This is a genomic window from Methylobacterium sp. SyP6R (assembly GCF_019216885.1).
GTDB lineage: Bacteria > Pseudomonadota > Alphaproteobacteria > Rhizobiales > Beijerinckiaceae > Methylobacterium.
The window spans coordinates 5,028,557-5,043,919 of the sequence record NZ_JAAQRC020000001.1; the positions used below are offsets into that span (position 1 = coordinate 5,028,557).

Below are 15,363 nucleotides of genomic sequence, written 5' to 3' on the forward strand. Positions count from 1 at the left end.
ACTCGGGGGGTCGGCCTACGAGGGCCCCGGCGCGCCCGGCGTGCCCTCGGCCCGCGCCACCCGGCCGCGACAAGAGCGCAGGCCGGCCATGCTGGCAAGCCCGTTGTCCCTGCGGGTACCGGCGGGCCAGGACACGGGCATCAGGACACCGTCATCCGCTTATCCGCCGCCGAGATCGTGAAGGCCGCCATCGATGGGCGACATCCTCCCCGACGCCCCTCCGGGCCCCCGTCCCCGCCGCCGACGGGCCGGCCCGATCCTTGCGCCCATCCTTGCTCCCGTCCTTGCTTTCCTGGCCCCCACCTGGCCCGGCGTCTGGCTGCTCGCGGGCGCCCATCTCCTGGCCTTCGCGGACCGGTTCATCGCCGCCCTGGTCGCCCCGGCGATCAAGGCGGATCTCGGCTTGAGCGATTTCGAACTCGGCCTCGCCCAGGGCACCGCCTTCGTGGCGGCTTACGCGGTCGCCTCGCTCGGTGCCGGCCCCCTGGTCGACCGCGTCCACCGCCCGCGCCTGATCGCGGCCGGAATCCTGGTCTGGAGCCTCGCCTCCCTGGCTTGCGGGCTGGCGACCGACCTCGCCGAGTTCGTCCTCGCCCGGCTGATGCTCGGCCTCGGCCAGGCCGCCCTCACCCCGGCCGCCCTCGCGCTCATCGCCACGCACCAGAGGCGGGGCCGGATCGGGCACGGCGTCGCGCTCTACACCGCCGGCGCGGTCCTGGGGCGCGGCACGGCCCTGGTGCTCGGCGGCGGGCTCCTCGCCCTCCTGCCGGCGATGGTGCCGGTGCTCGGCCTCGCCGCGCCGGTCGCGGCCTGGCGGGTGCTGTTCGTCCTCAGCACCGTGCCGAACCTGATCCTCATGACCGTGCTGCTGCGGCTCGACGATCCCGGCCGCGGCGGCAAGCGGCGTCCCTCGCGGGCGCGGGTCGGGCCGTGGCTCGCCCGCCATGCCGGGGCCTACGCCGCCCTCATGGTCGCGGGGGCCGCCGTGACCCTGGTGGTGCAGACCACCAATGCCTGGGCGGTCACGCTGCTGGTGCGGCGCTTCGGCCTGCCGCTCTCCTCGGCCGGGATGCTGTTCGGGTTCGTGGTGGCGGTTGCCGCGCCGCTCGGCCAGATCGCCGGCGGGCGCCTCCTCGACCGCGGAGCCAAGCGGATCTCGCAAACGTGGCCGCTGGTTTCGCGACGAGAACCTGCGACACGACAAGAACCTCGGCGGATGAAGCGTCGGCCTGCCGACGCAAGTCCGCCGAGGCGCCGCCTGTCCGGCGGACGGCCGCTGCTCGGCGTCCTCGTCGGGACGCCGCCGCTCTTGAGCGTCGTCTGCCTCGCGGACAGCCTTCCCCTCGCGGCGGCTTCCCTCGCGGCCCTGGTCTTCTGCCTCGGCATCGGCTCGGTGGCGGCGCTCGCAGGCCTGCAGATCATGACGCCGCGGTCCCTGCGCGGCCGCGTCACGGCCCCGTTCATGGCCGGCGTCACGCTGGCGGGCTTCGGGCTCGGCCCGCCGCTCGTCGGCTTCCTGGCCGACCGCGTCTTCGGCGAGGCCGGGCTCGGCCGCGCGCTCCTGGCGACCTGCTCTCTGGCCTATGCGTTAGGAATCATTGCCCTTCTGCTGGGAGCGCCCTACCTTAAGGGCACTGGGGCGAGACCCGGGACCGGACAGGCGCGGGCCGCCCGCTGAGCGGGTCCGCGAGCGCGATGGATACGATCACCCTCGAGCCGAGCCCATCGGGCCGGACCTATGACGATCAGGCCCAGGACGACCGGGTCCAAGACGACCGGGCCCACGACGACGCCTTCGAGGCCTATCGCGCGCTCTATAGCGGCGGGGCCGACGTCGAGCGGCTGGCCGACCCCTCCGGCGGTTCCTTCACCGGCCGATTGCGGATCGAGGTCGTGGCCCACCGGCTGCCGCGGATGCTGCTCTTCGACCGCCGGCTGGCCGGCGTCTCGCATGCCCGGGCGCCGCGACGGGTCGCCCGCGACGGCTTCGACCACGTCACCCTCCACCTCGTCCTGTCGGGCAGCATGATGCTGGAGGTGCCCGGCGCGATCCGTCGGGTCGAGGCCGGGAGCTTGGCCCTGTTCGACCTCACCCGGCCGCAGCGCACCTGGACCGAAGGCGCGCGCATCGTCACCGCGGCAATCGCCCGCGACCGGTTCGACGCCGCGGCGCTGGACGGCCTCGACCTGCACGGCCTGGTCCTCGGCCCGCGCGAGGCCGGGCTGGTCATCGACTTCGCGCGCTCGCTCGCCGCGCATGCGGTCGCCCTGACACCGGAGATCGCCGCCGCCGCGACCGAGTCGCTGTGCCTGATGCTCGGCGCCACCCTGGCCACCTTGCGCGACAGGCATGCGCCGCTGGCACCGCCGGTCGCGGGCAGCCGCGCCCGCGCCCGCGCCCTCGCCTATATCGAGCGGCATCTCGCGGATCGCGACCTCACCACGGCGGCGATCGCGGCCGGGGCCGGCGTGTCGCGCAGCGTGCTCTACCGATTGTTCGAGCCGGTGGGCGGCGTCGCCCGGTTCGTGCAGCAGCAGCGCATTGCGCGCCTGCGCCGCGCGCTGTCCCGGGCCGACGAGGAGCGCAGCATCGACGAACTCGCGAGCGCCGCCGGCTTCACCTCGCCGAGCCATGCCGGTCGGCTGTTCCGTGACGCGTTCGGCATCCCGCCCGGGGAATACCGGCGCTCCTTGCGCACCGGGTCCTCCCCGGCCTCGATTGTCCCGGTCGGCGCGCCGCAGCGGAGGCTCGCGGCGGGCCCGCCGATCGGCCTCGCGGCCTGGCACGGCGAGCTCCTGTGATGCGGTCCCGTGAACGGCGCGGCCGGCCCCCGCCGGCCGCGCCGGACGATCACGCCTTGCGCGGACGGCCGCGCTTGGCGGTCTTGGTGTCGGCCGGCTCCTTCACGACGGCATCCGACGCGGCGCGCTTGGCGGCGGCGGCGACGTTGCGGCCCCGGCCCAGCCCGATGCTCTTGGCGAGCTCCGAGCGCTGGGCGGCGTAGTTGGCGGCGACCATCGGGTAGTCGTGCGGCAGGCCCCACTTGCGGCGGTACTCCTCGGGGGTGAGCCCGCGGGTCGACAGGTGGCGCTTGAGCGACTTGTACTGCTTCCCGTCCTCGAGGCTGATCAGGTAGTCCGGGGTCACCGTCTTCTTGATCGGCATCAGCGGCACGGGCTTCTCGGCCTCCTTGGCGGCCGGCTGGCCGAGGGAGACGAAGGCGCTGTGCACGGTGCCGATCAGGCTGGCGAGGTCGGCAGCCGGAACGGAGTTGTTGGCGACGTAGGCCGATACGACGTCAGCGGCGAGGGCGACGAAATCGACCTCCTGGACCAGATCTTCTTGCGACACGGAGAATCATCCTAACTTACGCGCCCGTTCGACGGGCTTATGTGCGATATCGGGCATTGCACCACGGTTTCAACCCATCCTCGCGCATGCACCCATGAATTTCCCACAGATGCTTTTGATAATCGGGCACGCCTGCCATCGCGCAACGGCTTCATGGGGAATTCGGAGATGCACCCAAGCCTTGCGCCGTCCGGAGCCTAGACGCCCCCCTACTCTGCAACGAAGCTCGGACCGGCGGATCGCGGGCGGAAGAATGAGCACAAATAGCTCAGGAGCGTCGAGTCACCGGCGTGAAATCTCGCATACCGCCCTTTCCATGGCGTCGGACTTGCACTAACGCCGACGCACGACCGGCGAGCGCCGCATGCCCTTCAACTCCCTGCCGTTCCTGCTGCTGTTCCTGCCGGTGGCGCTCGGGCTGCACGCGCTCTGCATCGCCCGGCGGCCGGGCTGGCGCGTCGCCTGGCTGGCCTTGCTGTCCTTCGCCTTCTACGGCTGGTGGGACCGGCTTTTCGTGCCGCTGCTGGCGGTGTCCGTCGCGCTCAACTGGCTCGCCGGCGAGGCCTATCTCAGGAGCGGACGCGGCGCGATCCTCACCGTCGCCATCGTCCTCGATCTCGGGCTGCTCGGCCTCTACAAGTATCTCGGCTTCTTCGCCGGCTTGGTCGACGCCGTCACCGGCGCGGATCTGAAGCTCGTCTCCCTGGCCCTGCCGCTCGGCATCTCGTTCTTCACCTTCCAGCACATCGCCTACCTGGTCGATCTGCGGCGCGGCACGGCGGAGCGGATGGGGCTCGCCGAGTACACGGTCTACGTCGCGTTCTTCCCCCGCGTGATCGCCGGTCCCCTGGTGCGGCCGTCCGAACTCGTCGGCCAGTTGCGCGTCCCCGAATCGTCCTCCGCCGACCGCGCCGCAAGCGGCCTGATGCTTCTCACGGCCGGCCTCGCCAAGAAGGTGTTTCTCGGCGACGGGCTCGGGTCATACGTCGATCCGCTCTGGGCCGCCGCCGCTGCCGGCGGGCAGCCTGATCTCGCCACCGCCGCGCAAGCGACGATCGGCTACGCGCTCCAGCTCTATTTCGACTTCTCGGGCTATACCGACATGGCGCTCGGCCTCGCGCTCCTGTTCGGCATCGTCCTGCCGGAGAACTTTCGCGCGCCGTACCGGGCGGTCTCGATCCAGGATTTCTGGCGCCGCTGGCACGTCACCCTGTCGCTGTTCCTGCGCGACTACCTCTACATCCCGTTCGGCGGCAGCCGGCACGGCGTGCCGCGCCAGATCCTGGCGCTCTTCGCCACCATGGCGCTCGGCGGGCTGTGGCACGGGGCGGGGCTCACCTTCGTGGCCTGGGGCGCGGCGCACGGGATCGCGCTGGGCCTCCACGTGCTGTGGCGCCGCGCCGGTCTCGCCCTGCCGGAGGCGGCGGGTTGGCTCGCGACCTTCACCTTCGTCTGCCTCGCCTGGGTGCCGTTCCGGGCTCCGGATTTCACCACCGCGCTCAGCCTCTATCGCGGGCTCCTCGGCCTCGGTACCGAGAGTGGCGGCACCGCCGCGTTCTGGCCCCTCGCCACTGGTGCCGCGGTGCTCGCCATCCTCGGTCCCACCGCCCACGAGGCGGTGGAGCGCCTGATCCCTCGGGCATGGGCCGCCGCAGCGACCGCCCTGCTCATGGCCGCGATCCTGCTCCAGGTCGGCAACGATGCCAACCAGGCCTTCATCTATGCCCGCTTCTAAGGTCCCCAGCAGGTTTCGCAACAGTGGCCGCCGGTTTTGCGAAAGGAACCTGCGACACGAACAGAAGCCAAGCGGACGAAGCGTTGGCGTGCCACCGCAAGTCTGCTTGGCCCGCCGCTTCCTGGCGCTGACGGCCCTGTTCCTGGCGCTCCTCGTCGCCGGAGTGGCGGGCCGGGTGATCTGGTTCGACGCCTACTGGGTCTTTCGCCAGGACCCGCCCTGGCGGGCGGCGACCGGGGGCAACAGCCGCCTCCTCGACCGCCAGACCCGCCGGGCCAAGGTGCTGCAGGCGCTGACGCGGCCCTACGACCTCGCGCTGATCGGCTCCTCGACGGTCTATCACGGCCTCGATCCCGCCGACGTCACGGCTCTCGCACCGAGCCGGGTGTTCAATGCCGGCATCTCGGCGATCATCGCCACGGAGCTGCCGGTGATCGCCGCCATCGTCGCTTCCCGGGGCCCGGCGCGGGCGACGCTCGGGCTCGACTACTACATGTTCTCCCGCCCCAGCGTGCCGGTGCATCTCGACGAGGCGCTGGCGACACCGAGCGGCCGGCTCGCCGCCCTGATGGGGAGCGTGCTCGGCCGCTACGCGCTGACCGACAGCCGGCTCGCGGCGGTCGCGGGCGGCGACGATCCGGGCGCCTGGACCCGAATGGGTTTTCGCATCACCCCGCCGCTCCCCGCAGAACTGACCCTGGAGAACGACGCCACGCGCCGGCGCACCACCGCGCCGTTCCGGCCCGAGACCCTGGCGGGCCTCGCGCTCGCGCTGGACCGGCTCTCCGGCCTCGATCTGACGATCTACCTGTCGCCGGTGAGCGACGCGCAGCGGCGGGTGCTCGCCGCGCTCGGGCTCACCGACGATTTTTCGCGGTGGCGCGAGGCGGTGATGCACCTCTGCGCCGCCCACGGCCGGCCGGTCCTCGACCTCACCGCCCTCGGCGATCCCTACCCGTTCGATCCGGCGCAAGGCTCGACCCCGGCCTGGCTCGACAACCTGCACTACACGCCGCTGATCGGCCGCCAGGTGCTGGAGCGGCTGGGCTTGCGGCGGGCGGCGGGGCGGTGAGGGGTCGGGAGCCTCACCCCACCGACATCGTCAACGGCGGCTGCACCTCCGCCGGGAGCGGCGAGACGTAGCCCTCCGCCCCCGTCCGGGCCCTGAGATCCGCCTTCGCAGCCTCGCGCAGGTCCCCATCGGTGGCGAGCCGCGCGCCCAATGCCGCCATGGCTTTGGCCACCTGCACCATCGCCTTGTGGGCGGCCGGCGTCTTGCCCTGCGCCACCACCTGCCAGGTGTGGAACGGGGTGCCCACCGCCACCGTCGGCGCATGGGCCTGGACGGTCGGCACCACCCAGCTCACGTCGCCGACATCGGTCGAGCCGATCGCCGGGTTGCGGCGGGCATCGAGCGGCACCAGGAAGTCGGCGAGGGGCGCCTCCGTCACCGGCAGCCCGATGGTGCGATAGACCGCCGCGATGTCCTGCGGGGAAAGCGTGCCCTGGATCTCACGAGCGAAGGCGCGGTCGGCCTCGTCGAAATGCGGCGTGCCGAGATCCTCCATCACCCCGTGCAGGGCCTCCTCCAGGGCCGTGTTCCCGACGAGGTTCGAGACCGCGCTGACGACGCGCATCTCCATGGTGGTCTCGGTCATCAGGGCCGCGCCCTCGGCGATCTTGCGCACCCGGGCGACGAGGTCGCGCATGCCGGGCAGGTCGCGGGCGCGGATCGAGTAGCGCACGCGGGCATGGGCCTGGACGACGTTGGGGGCGATGCCGCCGGTCTCGAGATAGGCGTAATGCACCCGCGCGTCGCTCGGCATGTGCTCGCGCATGTAGTTGACGCCGACATTCATCAGTTCGACCGCATCGAGGGCCGAGCGCCCGAGATGCGGGGCGGCGGCGGCATGCGCGGCGCGGCCGGTGAACACGAAATCGGCCCGGGTGTTGGCGAGCGAGAGCGGCGGCGCGACCTCCCAGAAGCTCGACGGGTGCCAGGTGACGGCGGCGTCCGCATCCGAGAACAGGCCCTCGCGCACCATGAAGGCCTTGGCGGCCCCGCCCTCTTCCGCCGGGCAGCCGTAATAGCGCACGCGGCCCGGCAGCCCCTGCTCGGCGAGCCAGTCCTTCAGGGCGGTGGCGGCGAGGAGCGCCGCCGACCCGAGCAGGTTGTGCCCGCAGCCATGGCCGTGGCCGCCGGTCTCGACGGGTCTGTGCGCGGCGACGCCCGCCTCCTGGCTCAGGCCCGGCAGCGCGTCGTACTCGCCGAGGAACGCGATCACCGGACCGCCCTCCCCCGCCTCGCCGATCACCGCGGTCGGGATGCCGGCGGCGCCTTCCGTCACGCGAAAACCCTGGTGGCGCAATTCGGCGGCATGCGCCGCGGCCGAGCGCGCTTCCGTATAGCAGACCTCCGGCATGCCCCAGACCTCGTCCGAGAGGGCGATCAGCCGGGCCTTGTGGGTGTCGACCTGGCGCCAGACGGCGTTGCGGTTGTCCATGGGGGTTCCTCCTTGCGCCCGAGCCTCATGCACGGAGCCTGCCGGCTCAAGCGCGGCGGGAGCGGATGTGGCGCGCGAATTGCGAATGGCTGTGGGAATGGCTGTGGGTCTAACGGCTCGGAGGCCGAATGCCCCGGGGCAACGATTTTCAGTGGCTTGCGGACCGGGAGCGCGGGCGCGATGGTGCCTGTCAGTTTCTCGAGCCAGCCAGAAGGGTGAGCGTCCATGACCGAGCATGACCTGCGCACGATGATCGGCGAGGTGAAGGACGGGAGCCTGTCGCGGCGCGGTTTCGTTCGGCGGATGCTGGCGCTCGGACTCACCGCTCCGATGGCCGGGATGATGCTGGCCCAGAACGGCGTCGCCTTCGCGGCGAATGCCTTGCGGGATGCCTACAAGCCGACCAAGGCCGGCGGCGGCGGGCCGCTGAAGCTGCTGTTCTGGCAGGCCGCGACGCTCATCAACCCGCATTTCGCCATCGGCACCAAGGACCAGGAAGGCTCGCGCATCTTCTACGAGCCGCTGGCGGCCTGGGACGCCGACGGCAACCTCTTCCCGATCCTGGCGGCCGAGATCCCCTCCAAGGAGAATGGCGGTGTGGCGGCCGACGGCCGCTCGGTGACCTGGAAGCTGAAGCCGAACGTGAAGTGGCACGACGGCAAGCCCTTCACCGCCGACGACGTGGTCTTCACCGCCGAATACGCCGCCAACCCGGCCACCGCCGCGGTGACGAGCGGCAGCTACATCAACGTCAAGGTCGAGAAAGTCGACGACCTGACGGTGAAGCTCTCCTTCAAGGAGCCGACGCCGTTCTGGGCCGATGCCTTCGTGTCGAGCGCCGGGATGGTCATCCCCAAGCACATCTTCGCGGATTATATCGGCGACAAGTCCCGCGACGCGCCGGCCAACCTCGCCCCGGTCGGCACCGGGCCGTACAAGTTCAGCGAGTTCCGCCCCGGCGACACCCTGCGCGGGGTGCGCAACCCCGATTACCACGTGCCGAACCGGCCGTTCTTCGACTCGATCGAGATGAAGGGCGGCGGCGACGCCGTCTCGGCCGCCCGCGCCGTGCTGCAGACCGGCGAATACGATTACGCCTGGAACATGCAGGTCGAGGACGAGATCCTCAAGCGGCTCGAGGCCGAGGGCAAGGGCCGGGTCACCATGGAATACGGGGGCAACCTCGAATTCCTGCTGCTGAACGCCACCGATCCGAACGTCGAGGTCGACGGCGAGCGCGCCTCGCTCAAGACCAAGCATCCGGCCTTCTCGGATCCGGCGGTGCGCAAGGCGATGAACCTGCTCGTCAACCGGGCGGCGATCCAGCAATACATCTACGGCCGCACGGGGCGGGCCACCGCCAACGTCTTCAACGGCCCGGCGCCCTTCGTCTCGAAGAACACCTCCTTCGCCTTCGAGCCCGACAAGGCGGCGCAGATCCTCGAAGACGCCGGCTGGAAGAAAGGGGGCGACGGCATCCGCGCCAAGGACGGCAAGAAGCTGAAGTTCGTCTTCCAGACCTCGATCAACGCCCCGCGCCAGAAGACCCAGGCGATCATCAAGCAAGCGGCCCAGAAGGCCGGCATCGAGATGGAGCTGAAATCGGTTCCCGGCTCGGTATTCTTCTCCTCGGACGTGGCGAACCCGGATACCTATCCGCATTTCTACGCCGACATGGAGATGTATACCTGGAACATGACGCAGGCCGATCCGGCGGTGTTCGCCCTGCAATACGTGTCCTGGGAGGCCGCCACCAAGGCCAACAAGTGGCAGGGCCGCAACATCTGCCGGATGCAGAACCCGGAGGTCGATGCCTGCTACCGCGCGGCGCAGGGCGAGCTCGACCTCGTCAAGCGCGCCGCCCTGTTCGTCAAGATGAACGACCTGGTGGTGGCCGATTACGTCCTGCCGCTGCTCCACCGCGCCCAGGTCTCGGCAATCAACGGCAAGCTCCAGGCGCCCGCGACCGGCTGGGACAACTCGCTGACCTTCCTGGCCGAGTGGTACAAGCAGGCTTAAAAGACCACAGATGGGAGCCTATCTCCTCCGCCGCCTCCTGATCGCGATCCCGAGCCTGCTCGGGATCAGCCTCATCCTGTTCACCGTCCTGGCGCTCGCGCCGGGCGACCCGTTCGGGGAACTCGCCACCAACCCCAACGTGCCGCCCAAGGTGCGCGAGGCGCTGCGGTTAAAATTCGGCCTCGATGACCCGATCCTGGTGCGCTACCTGCACTGGCTGACGGCGATGCTCCAGGGCGACTGGGGTTTCTCCTTCGCCAGCCGGGTGAACGTCGACGAACTGATCCTGCAACGCCTGCCCACCACCCTGTTCGTGGTCGGCTCGTCGCAGGTCCTGGCGCTCCTCATCGCCGTGCCGGTCGGCATCCTGGCGGCGATCCGGCCCTACTCGGTCTTCGATCAGGTGGCGAACACGCTGGCCTTCATCGGCTTCTCGCTGCCGACCTTCTTCACCGGCCTGCTGTTCATCCTGCTGTTCAGCCTCACGCTCGACTGGCTGCCCTTCGTCTACCAGGCCGATATCTCCGCCACCGGCTGGCGCTGGGCCTGGGAGCATGTCCGGCAGGCGATCATGCCGGTCTGCGTCCTCGGCTTCTTCCAGGCCGCCTCCTATACCCGCTACGTCCGCGCCTCGGTCCTCGACGTGGCGCGCCTCGACTACGTCACCACCGCCCGGGCCAAGGGCCTGTCGGACGGCACCGTCACGGTCCGCCACATCGCCCGCAACGCGCTGATCCCGGTCGTGACGCTGGTGGCGCTCCAGATCCCGGCGGTGTTCGGCGGCGCCATCGTCACCGAGCAGATCTTCCGGATTCCCGGGATCGGCTCGCTCCTCATCAACGCGATGCTCGCCAACGACACGCCGGTGGTGATGGCCGTCACCTTCGTGTTCGCCTGCCTCGTCGTCCTGTTCAACCTCGTCGCGGACCTCCTCTATGGCTGGCTCGACCCTCGCATCTCCTACCGCTGAGGCGGCGCCCGCGCCGCCGGCGGTCTCGGGGCGGGACACCTGGCGGCGCTTCCGCCGCCACCGCCTCGCGGTCGTCAGCGTCGGGGTGCTGGGCCTGCTGGTGCTCGCGGTCCTCGTCGGCGGCTGGGTCTGGCCGGTGGCGATCGACGACATCGACTTCGCCGCCACCCTCCAGGGCCCGTCCTGGGCCCATCCGCTCGGCACCGACGACCTCGGCCAGGACCTGCTCGCCCGGATGATCTATGGCGGACGCATCTCGCTCGCCGTCGGTTTTGCCGCCATGGTGGTGGCGACCTTCGTCGGCGTGGTGGTCGGCGCGCTCGCCGGCATGTCGCGGCGCTTCCTCGACCCGTTCCTGATGTGGCTGACCGACCTGTTCCTGTCGCTGCCGCAGCTGCCGCTCCTGCTCCTCATCATCTACCTGTTCCGCGATCAGCTGAAGCAGCTCTTCGGCGTCGAGGGCGGCGTCTTCGTGATGATCGTCGCGGTGATCGGCGGCCTGCGCTGGATGCCGGTGGCCCGCCTCGTGCGGGCGCAGTTCCTGTCCTTGCGCGAGAAGGAATTCGTGGAAGCCGCGCGCTCGCAGGGCGCGACCGCCTGGCACCTCGTCACCCGCCACATCCTGCCGAACGCGATCGGCCCGGTCATCGTCGCGGCGACGATCGAGGTGTCTTCGGCGATCATCGCCGAATCGACCCTGTCGTTCTTAGGCCTCGGCTTCCCGCCCGACATCCCGACCTGGGGCCGGCTCCTCTACGACGCCAAGGACCACCTCGACGTGGCGCCGCACTGGGCGCTGTTTCCGGGCGCCGCGATCTTCCTGACCGTCCTGTCGATCAACTTCATCGGCGATGGGCTCCGCGACGCCCTCGACCCGCGGCGGGTCTTGTGACGGCAGGCTTCGCCTGGATTCCCACCCTGGACCTCATCCTGAGGTGCTGGGCGATCGCAGATCGCGCAGCCTCGAAGGAGGCCTCCAGATCCCTCGGAGACCACGGGAGGTCTCCTTCGAGGCTCGCTCCGCTCGCACCTCAGGATGAGGTCGCGGGTGGGAGAGTGCGTGAGCAGGGTAGCCCACGATGACGCCTACAAGTCACTCCCGCCCGATCCTCTCGGTCCAGGACCTCACCGTCGCGTTCCGCTCCGAGCAGGCCTGGCGCCCGGTGGTGCACGGCGTCTCGTTCGACATCGGCCCGAAGGAGACCGTCGCCCTCGTCGGCGAATCGGGTTCAGGGAAAAGCGTCACCGCGATGTCGATCATGCGGCTCACCCCGCGCGACGCGACCCGGACCGGCGGCCGGGTGCTGCTGGAAGGCCGCGACCTCCTGCGCCTGCCCGACGCCGAGATGCGGCGCATCCGCGGCGACGACGTCGCGATGATCTTCCAGGAGCCGATGACGAGCCTCAACCCGGTCCTCACCGTCGGCTTCCAGATCGGCGAGGCCCTGCGGCTCCACCGCGGGATGTCGCACAGCGAGGCCGAGGCCGAAACCGTCCGGCTGTTCGACAAGGTGCGGATCCCCGCCGCCGCCTCGCGGGTGCACGATTACCCGCACCGCTTCTCCGGCGGCATGCGCCAGCGGGTGATGATCGCCATGGCGCTGGCCTGCCGGCCGAAGCTCCTGATCGCCGACGAGCCGACCACGGCGCTGGACGTGACGATCCAGGCCCAGATCCTCGACCTCATCAAGCTCCTCCAGGAGGAGGAGGGCATGTCGGTCCTGTTCATCACCCACGACATGGGGGTGGTGGCCGAGATCGCCGACCGCACCGTGGTGATGGTCGACGGGCGCGCCGTCGAGACGGGGGCGACCGAACAGATCTTCCGCCGCCCGGCCCACCCTTACAGCCGCGCGCTGCTCGCCGCCGTGCCGACCCTCGGGGCGATGAAGGGCCAGCCGCACCCGGCCCGCTTCCCGATCGTCGACCGCAAAACCGGCGAGCCGGAAGCCGCGCCGCCGCTGCCCGACACGGTGCGGGAGGGCGAGCGCCCGGTACTGGAGGTGAAGGGCCTCACCACCCGCTTCGACATCCGCGGCGGCCTGCTCTCGCGGGTGCGCGGCCGGGTCCACGCGGTCGAGAACGTGTCCTTCGCGGTAAGGGCGGGCGAGACCCTGGCCCTCGTCGGCGAGTCGGGCTGCGGCAAGTCCACCACCGGCCGCTCGGTGCTGCGGCTGATCGAGCCGGTCGCCGGCGCGGTGCTCCTCGACGGCGAGGACGTGCTCGGCCTGTCGCCCGCCGCCCTGCGCGCCACACGCCGGCGGATGCAGATGATCTTCCAGGATCCCTTCGCCAGCCTCGATCCGCGCATGAGCGTCGGCGCGGCCATCGCCGAGCCCCTGCTGATCAACCGTCTCTGCTCACGATCGGAGGCCCGCGAGCGCGCCGCCGACCTGCTGCGACGGGTCGGCCTCAAGCCCGAGATGGCCGGCCGCTTCCCGCACGAATTCTCCGGCGGCCAGCGCCAGCGCATCTGCATCGCCCGGACGCTCGCGCTCGAACCCCGGCTGATCGTGGCGGACGAATCGGTCTCGGCCCTCGACGTGTCGGTGAAGGCGCAGGTGGTGAACCTGATGCTCGACCTCCAGGCCTCGCTGGGCCTCGCCTACCTGTTCATCTCGCACGACATGGCGGTGGTGGAGCGGGTCAGCCACCGGGTCGCCGTGATGTATCTCGGCGAGATCGTCGAGATCGGCCCCCGCGCGGCGATCTTCGGCGCGCCCCAGCATCCGTACACGAAGAAGCTGATCGCCGCCGTGCCCGTCCCCGATCCGGGGCGGCGCCGGCAGCTGCACGCGGTGCGCAGCGACGAGATCAAGAGCCCGATCCGCCCGGTCGATTACGTGCCGCCGGAGCGGCCGTACCGGGAGGTCTCGCCGGGGCATGTGGTGCAGGTCTGGGGGCCGGAATGGGAGGCACCGGCTGTGGCGGCGGTCGCGGTGGCGTGAGCGATTCGGTAGCTCAGCGCTTCTAAACCCTGCCGTGGACGGAAAAACCTTCTTTCCTACCCTCGACCTCATCCTGAGGTGCTACCGGAGGGAGCCTAGAAGGAGGGATCCAGAAGTCTCCGAGATCCTTGGAGCCCTCCTTCGAGGCTCCCTCCGGTCGCACCTCAGGATGAGGTCGCGAATGGGATGTTTCTTGGAGGTGATCGACCTGGAGAGTATGTCTTCAGAGGCGAATGCGCCCCGCTCGATCGTCGCCCACCTGAGGTTATGGAACCCGGGCTCCGCTGCGCGGCCCCGGGATGATCAGGTGTCTGTCAGGCACGTCCAGCGGATCGGCTCCGTCAAGGCAGGATGGTCGCGCCTACCGCCCCGGCCCGACCACCTCCGGCACCTTCGCCGAGACCGGCACCACCGGCGGGGTCACGGCCCCGGCCGGGATCGGGCTCACAGGGGCGACGGCGTTGCCGGGCTTCGGAGCCGGCTCGGCGCCGTTGAGCGCACCGGCCGCAGCCGGCGCGGGCTCGTGCGCGGTCCCGTGGGCACGGCCGAGCAGGTCCGGCGGGGTCTGCCAGACGAAGGCGTCGAGGCGGCCGCTGACCGGGGAGATCGGCGCCCAGCGGTCGGTGACGAGGCCGTCGGCGCACCAGGCCGGATCGCGCGGGGCGCGGGCGGCGCGGGCCTGCCATTCGCGGGCCTTGCCGGACGCCGCGCCGTGCTCGGCCTCCTCGATCTCGGCCATCAGCTCGTAGGCGCGCACGGTCGGCTGATCGGTGAGCAGCGGCGCCAGCACGTCGCGGGCGCGGCCGAACTCGCGGGCGTCGAGCGCCGCGCGGGCGATGGCGAAGCGCGATTCCGGATGCCAGGACGAGATGCGGGCCAGGGTCTCGGCGCGGGCCAGACGATCGCGGCTCGAATCACCGGTGCGCAGGTCGAGATAGACCCGGGCGAGGTCCGGATGCGGGTTGGCGCGCCAGGCGGCCTCGACCACCTTCGCGCCGCGCTTGAGGTCGCCGCGGCGGGCGAAGAGCCGGCCCGCCACCGCGGCCGCCGGCACCAGGTCGGGGGCGAGCTTCACCGCCTCGCGTCCTTGCGCCAGGGCGCGCTCGGGATCGCCCGCCTCGAGGTCGAGGGCGCTGGCGGTCAGCAGCACGGCGCGCTGGCGGCGCATCGCCGCCTTGTCGGAGAGGCCCAGCGCCGCACGGCGCGAGACGGTGTCGAGGGCGCCCGACCAGTCGCGGTCGGCGCACTGGCCCTCCATCACCGCCTCGTTGGCCCAGGTCACGCTCGGGGCGAGGCGGGCGGCCTCGATCGCGTAGGCGCGGGCCGAGGCTTCGTCGTCCTGGCGCCGGGCCTCGACGAACAGGCCGCGCAGGCCGAGCACCCGGGTCTCGGGATCGTCGACCATGCGGCGGAAGGCGCGCTCGGCCCCGGCGCGGTCGCCGGAGATCTGGGCGGCCTGGGCGGTCAGCAGCAGGGCGAGCGGTTCGGCGCCGAGCAGGCGCTCGGCCTCGCCGGCATGGCGGCGCGCCGCGATCGGATCACCGGACCCCACCGCCACCATGCCGCGCGACAGGGCGTTGTAGCCCCGGGCCTGGCGCCGGCGCCGGCTCGACAGGGTCAGCCGCTCGGGCAGGTTCAGGATGCCCCGGGCGAAGGCCCAGACGAAGCCCAGCACCACCGCGAGCACCATCACGCCGACGAGCGCGGCGGCGAGGCTGGTCGCCAGTTCGTAGCCGCCCCAGGTCACGGTGACCACGCCGGGCCGGTCGGCGAGCCAGACCGCCCCGTAGGCGGCGAGGGCGAGGAGAGCCAGGAAGGCGAGTGCGCGCCACATC

The 15,363-nt window shown here is 71.1% G+C and carries 12 protein-coding genes; 8 read left to right on the forward strand and 4 right to left on the reverse strand.

The window, feature by feature from the left end; genetic code table 11:
- Positions 1-15: 15 nt before the first annotated feature.
- On the reverse strand, positions 16-141 hold the full coding sequence (locus HBB12_RS34320; protein WP_272913295.1) for a hypothetical protein: 126 nt from the start codon (positions 139-141) through the stop codon (positions 16-18).
- Positions 142-193: 52 nt separating this feature from the next.
- On the opposite strand from HBB12_RS34320, the gene HBB12_RS23105 reads away from it, so the two are divergent.
- Positions 194-1,678, forward strand: a complete 1,485-nt coding sequence (locus HBB12_RS23105) for an MFS transporter (RefSeq protein WP_236991501.1) — start codon at positions 194-196, stop codon at positions 1,676-1,678.
- Between the two features lie 17 nt (positions 1,679-1,695).
- Positions 1,696-2,802, forward strand: a complete 1,107-nt coding sequence (locus HBB12_RS23110; protein WP_236991502.1) for a helix-turn-helix domain-containing protein — start codon at positions 1,696-1,698, stop codon at positions 2,800-2,802.
- Between the two features lie 49 nt (positions 2,803-2,851).
- Here the strand turns inward: HBB12_RS23110 and HBB12_RS23115 are convergent, their stop codons facing one another.
- The gene (locus tag HBB12_RS23115; RefSeq protein ID WP_236991503.1) at positions 2,852-3,352 is read right to left on the reverse strand and encodes a Ros/MucR family transcriptional regulator; all 501 of its coding nucleotides are present in this window, start codon (positions 3,350-3,352) and stop codon (positions 2,852-2,854) included.
- Positions 3,353-3,716: 364 nt separating this feature from the next.
- On the opposite strand from HBB12_RS23115, the gene HBB12_RS23120 reads away from it, so the two are divergent.
- Positions 3,717-5,087: an MBOAT family O-acyltransferase gene (locus HBB12_RS23120; protein WP_236991504.1), complete on the forward strand. Its 1,371-nt coding sequence runs from the start codon at positions 3,717-3,719 to the stop codon at positions 5,085-5,087.
- Between the two features lie 88 nt (positions 5,088-5,175).
- Positions 5,176-6,159, forward strand: a complete 984-nt coding sequence (locus HBB12_RS23125; protein ID WP_236991505.1) for a hypothetical protein — start codon at positions 5,176-5,178, stop codon at positions 6,157-6,159.
- Between the two features lie 13 nt (positions 6,160-6,172).
- On the opposite strand, the gene HBB12_RS23130 is transcribed toward HBB12_RS23125, so the two are convergent.
- Positions 6,173-7,591 carry an amidohydrolase gene (locus HBB12_RS23130; RefSeq protein WP_236991506.1) on the reverse strand — a complete coding sequence of 473 codons (1,419 nt, stop codon included), beginning with the start codon at positions 7,589-7,591 and terminating at the stop codon, positions 6,173-6,175.
- Between the two features lie 225 nt (positions 7,592-7,816).
- On the opposite strand from HBB12_RS23130, the gene HBB12_RS23135 reads away from it, so the two are divergent.
- From HBB12_RS23135 to HBB12_RS23150, 4 genes are all read left to right on the forward strand, one after another.
- Positions 7,817-9,610, forward strand: coding sequence for a peptide ABC transporter substrate-binding protein (locus HBB12_RS23135; protein ID WP_236991507.1), 1,794 nt, complete (start codon positions 7,817-7,819; stop codon positions 9,608-9,610).
- 10 nt (positions 9,611-9,620) lie between these two features.
- On the forward strand, positions 9,621-10,580 hold the full coding sequence (locus HBB12_RS23140; RefSeq protein ID WP_236991508.1) for an ABC transporter permease: 960 nt from the start codon (positions 9,621-9,623) through the stop codon (positions 10,578-10,580).
- Positions 10,546-11,472 carry an ABC transporter permease gene (locus HBB12_RS23145; protein WP_236991509.1) on the forward strand — a complete coding sequence of 309 codons (927 nt, stop codon included), beginning with the start codon at positions 10,546-10,548 and terminating at the stop codon, positions 11,470-11,472. The genes HBB12_RS23140 and HBB12_RS23145 overlap by 35 nt, the downstream gene beginning before the upstream one ends.
- Positions 11,473-11,659: 187 nt before the next feature.
- Complete coding sequence (locus tag HBB12_RS23150) at positions 11,660-13,528, forward strand: ABC transporter ATP-binding protein (protein WP_236991510.1); 1,869 nt, start codon at positions 11,660-11,662, stop codon at positions 13,526-13,528.
- Positions 13,529-13,889: 361 nt separating this feature from the next.
- On the opposite strand, the gene HBB12_RS23155 is transcribed toward HBB12_RS23150, so the two are convergent.
- Complete coding sequence (locus tag HBB12_RS23155) at positions 13,890-15,362, reverse strand: heme biosynthesis protein HemY (RefSeq protein WP_236991511.1); 1,473 nt, start codon at positions 15,360-15,362, stop codon at positions 13,890-13,892.
- Position 15,363 lies beyond the last annotated feature (1 nt).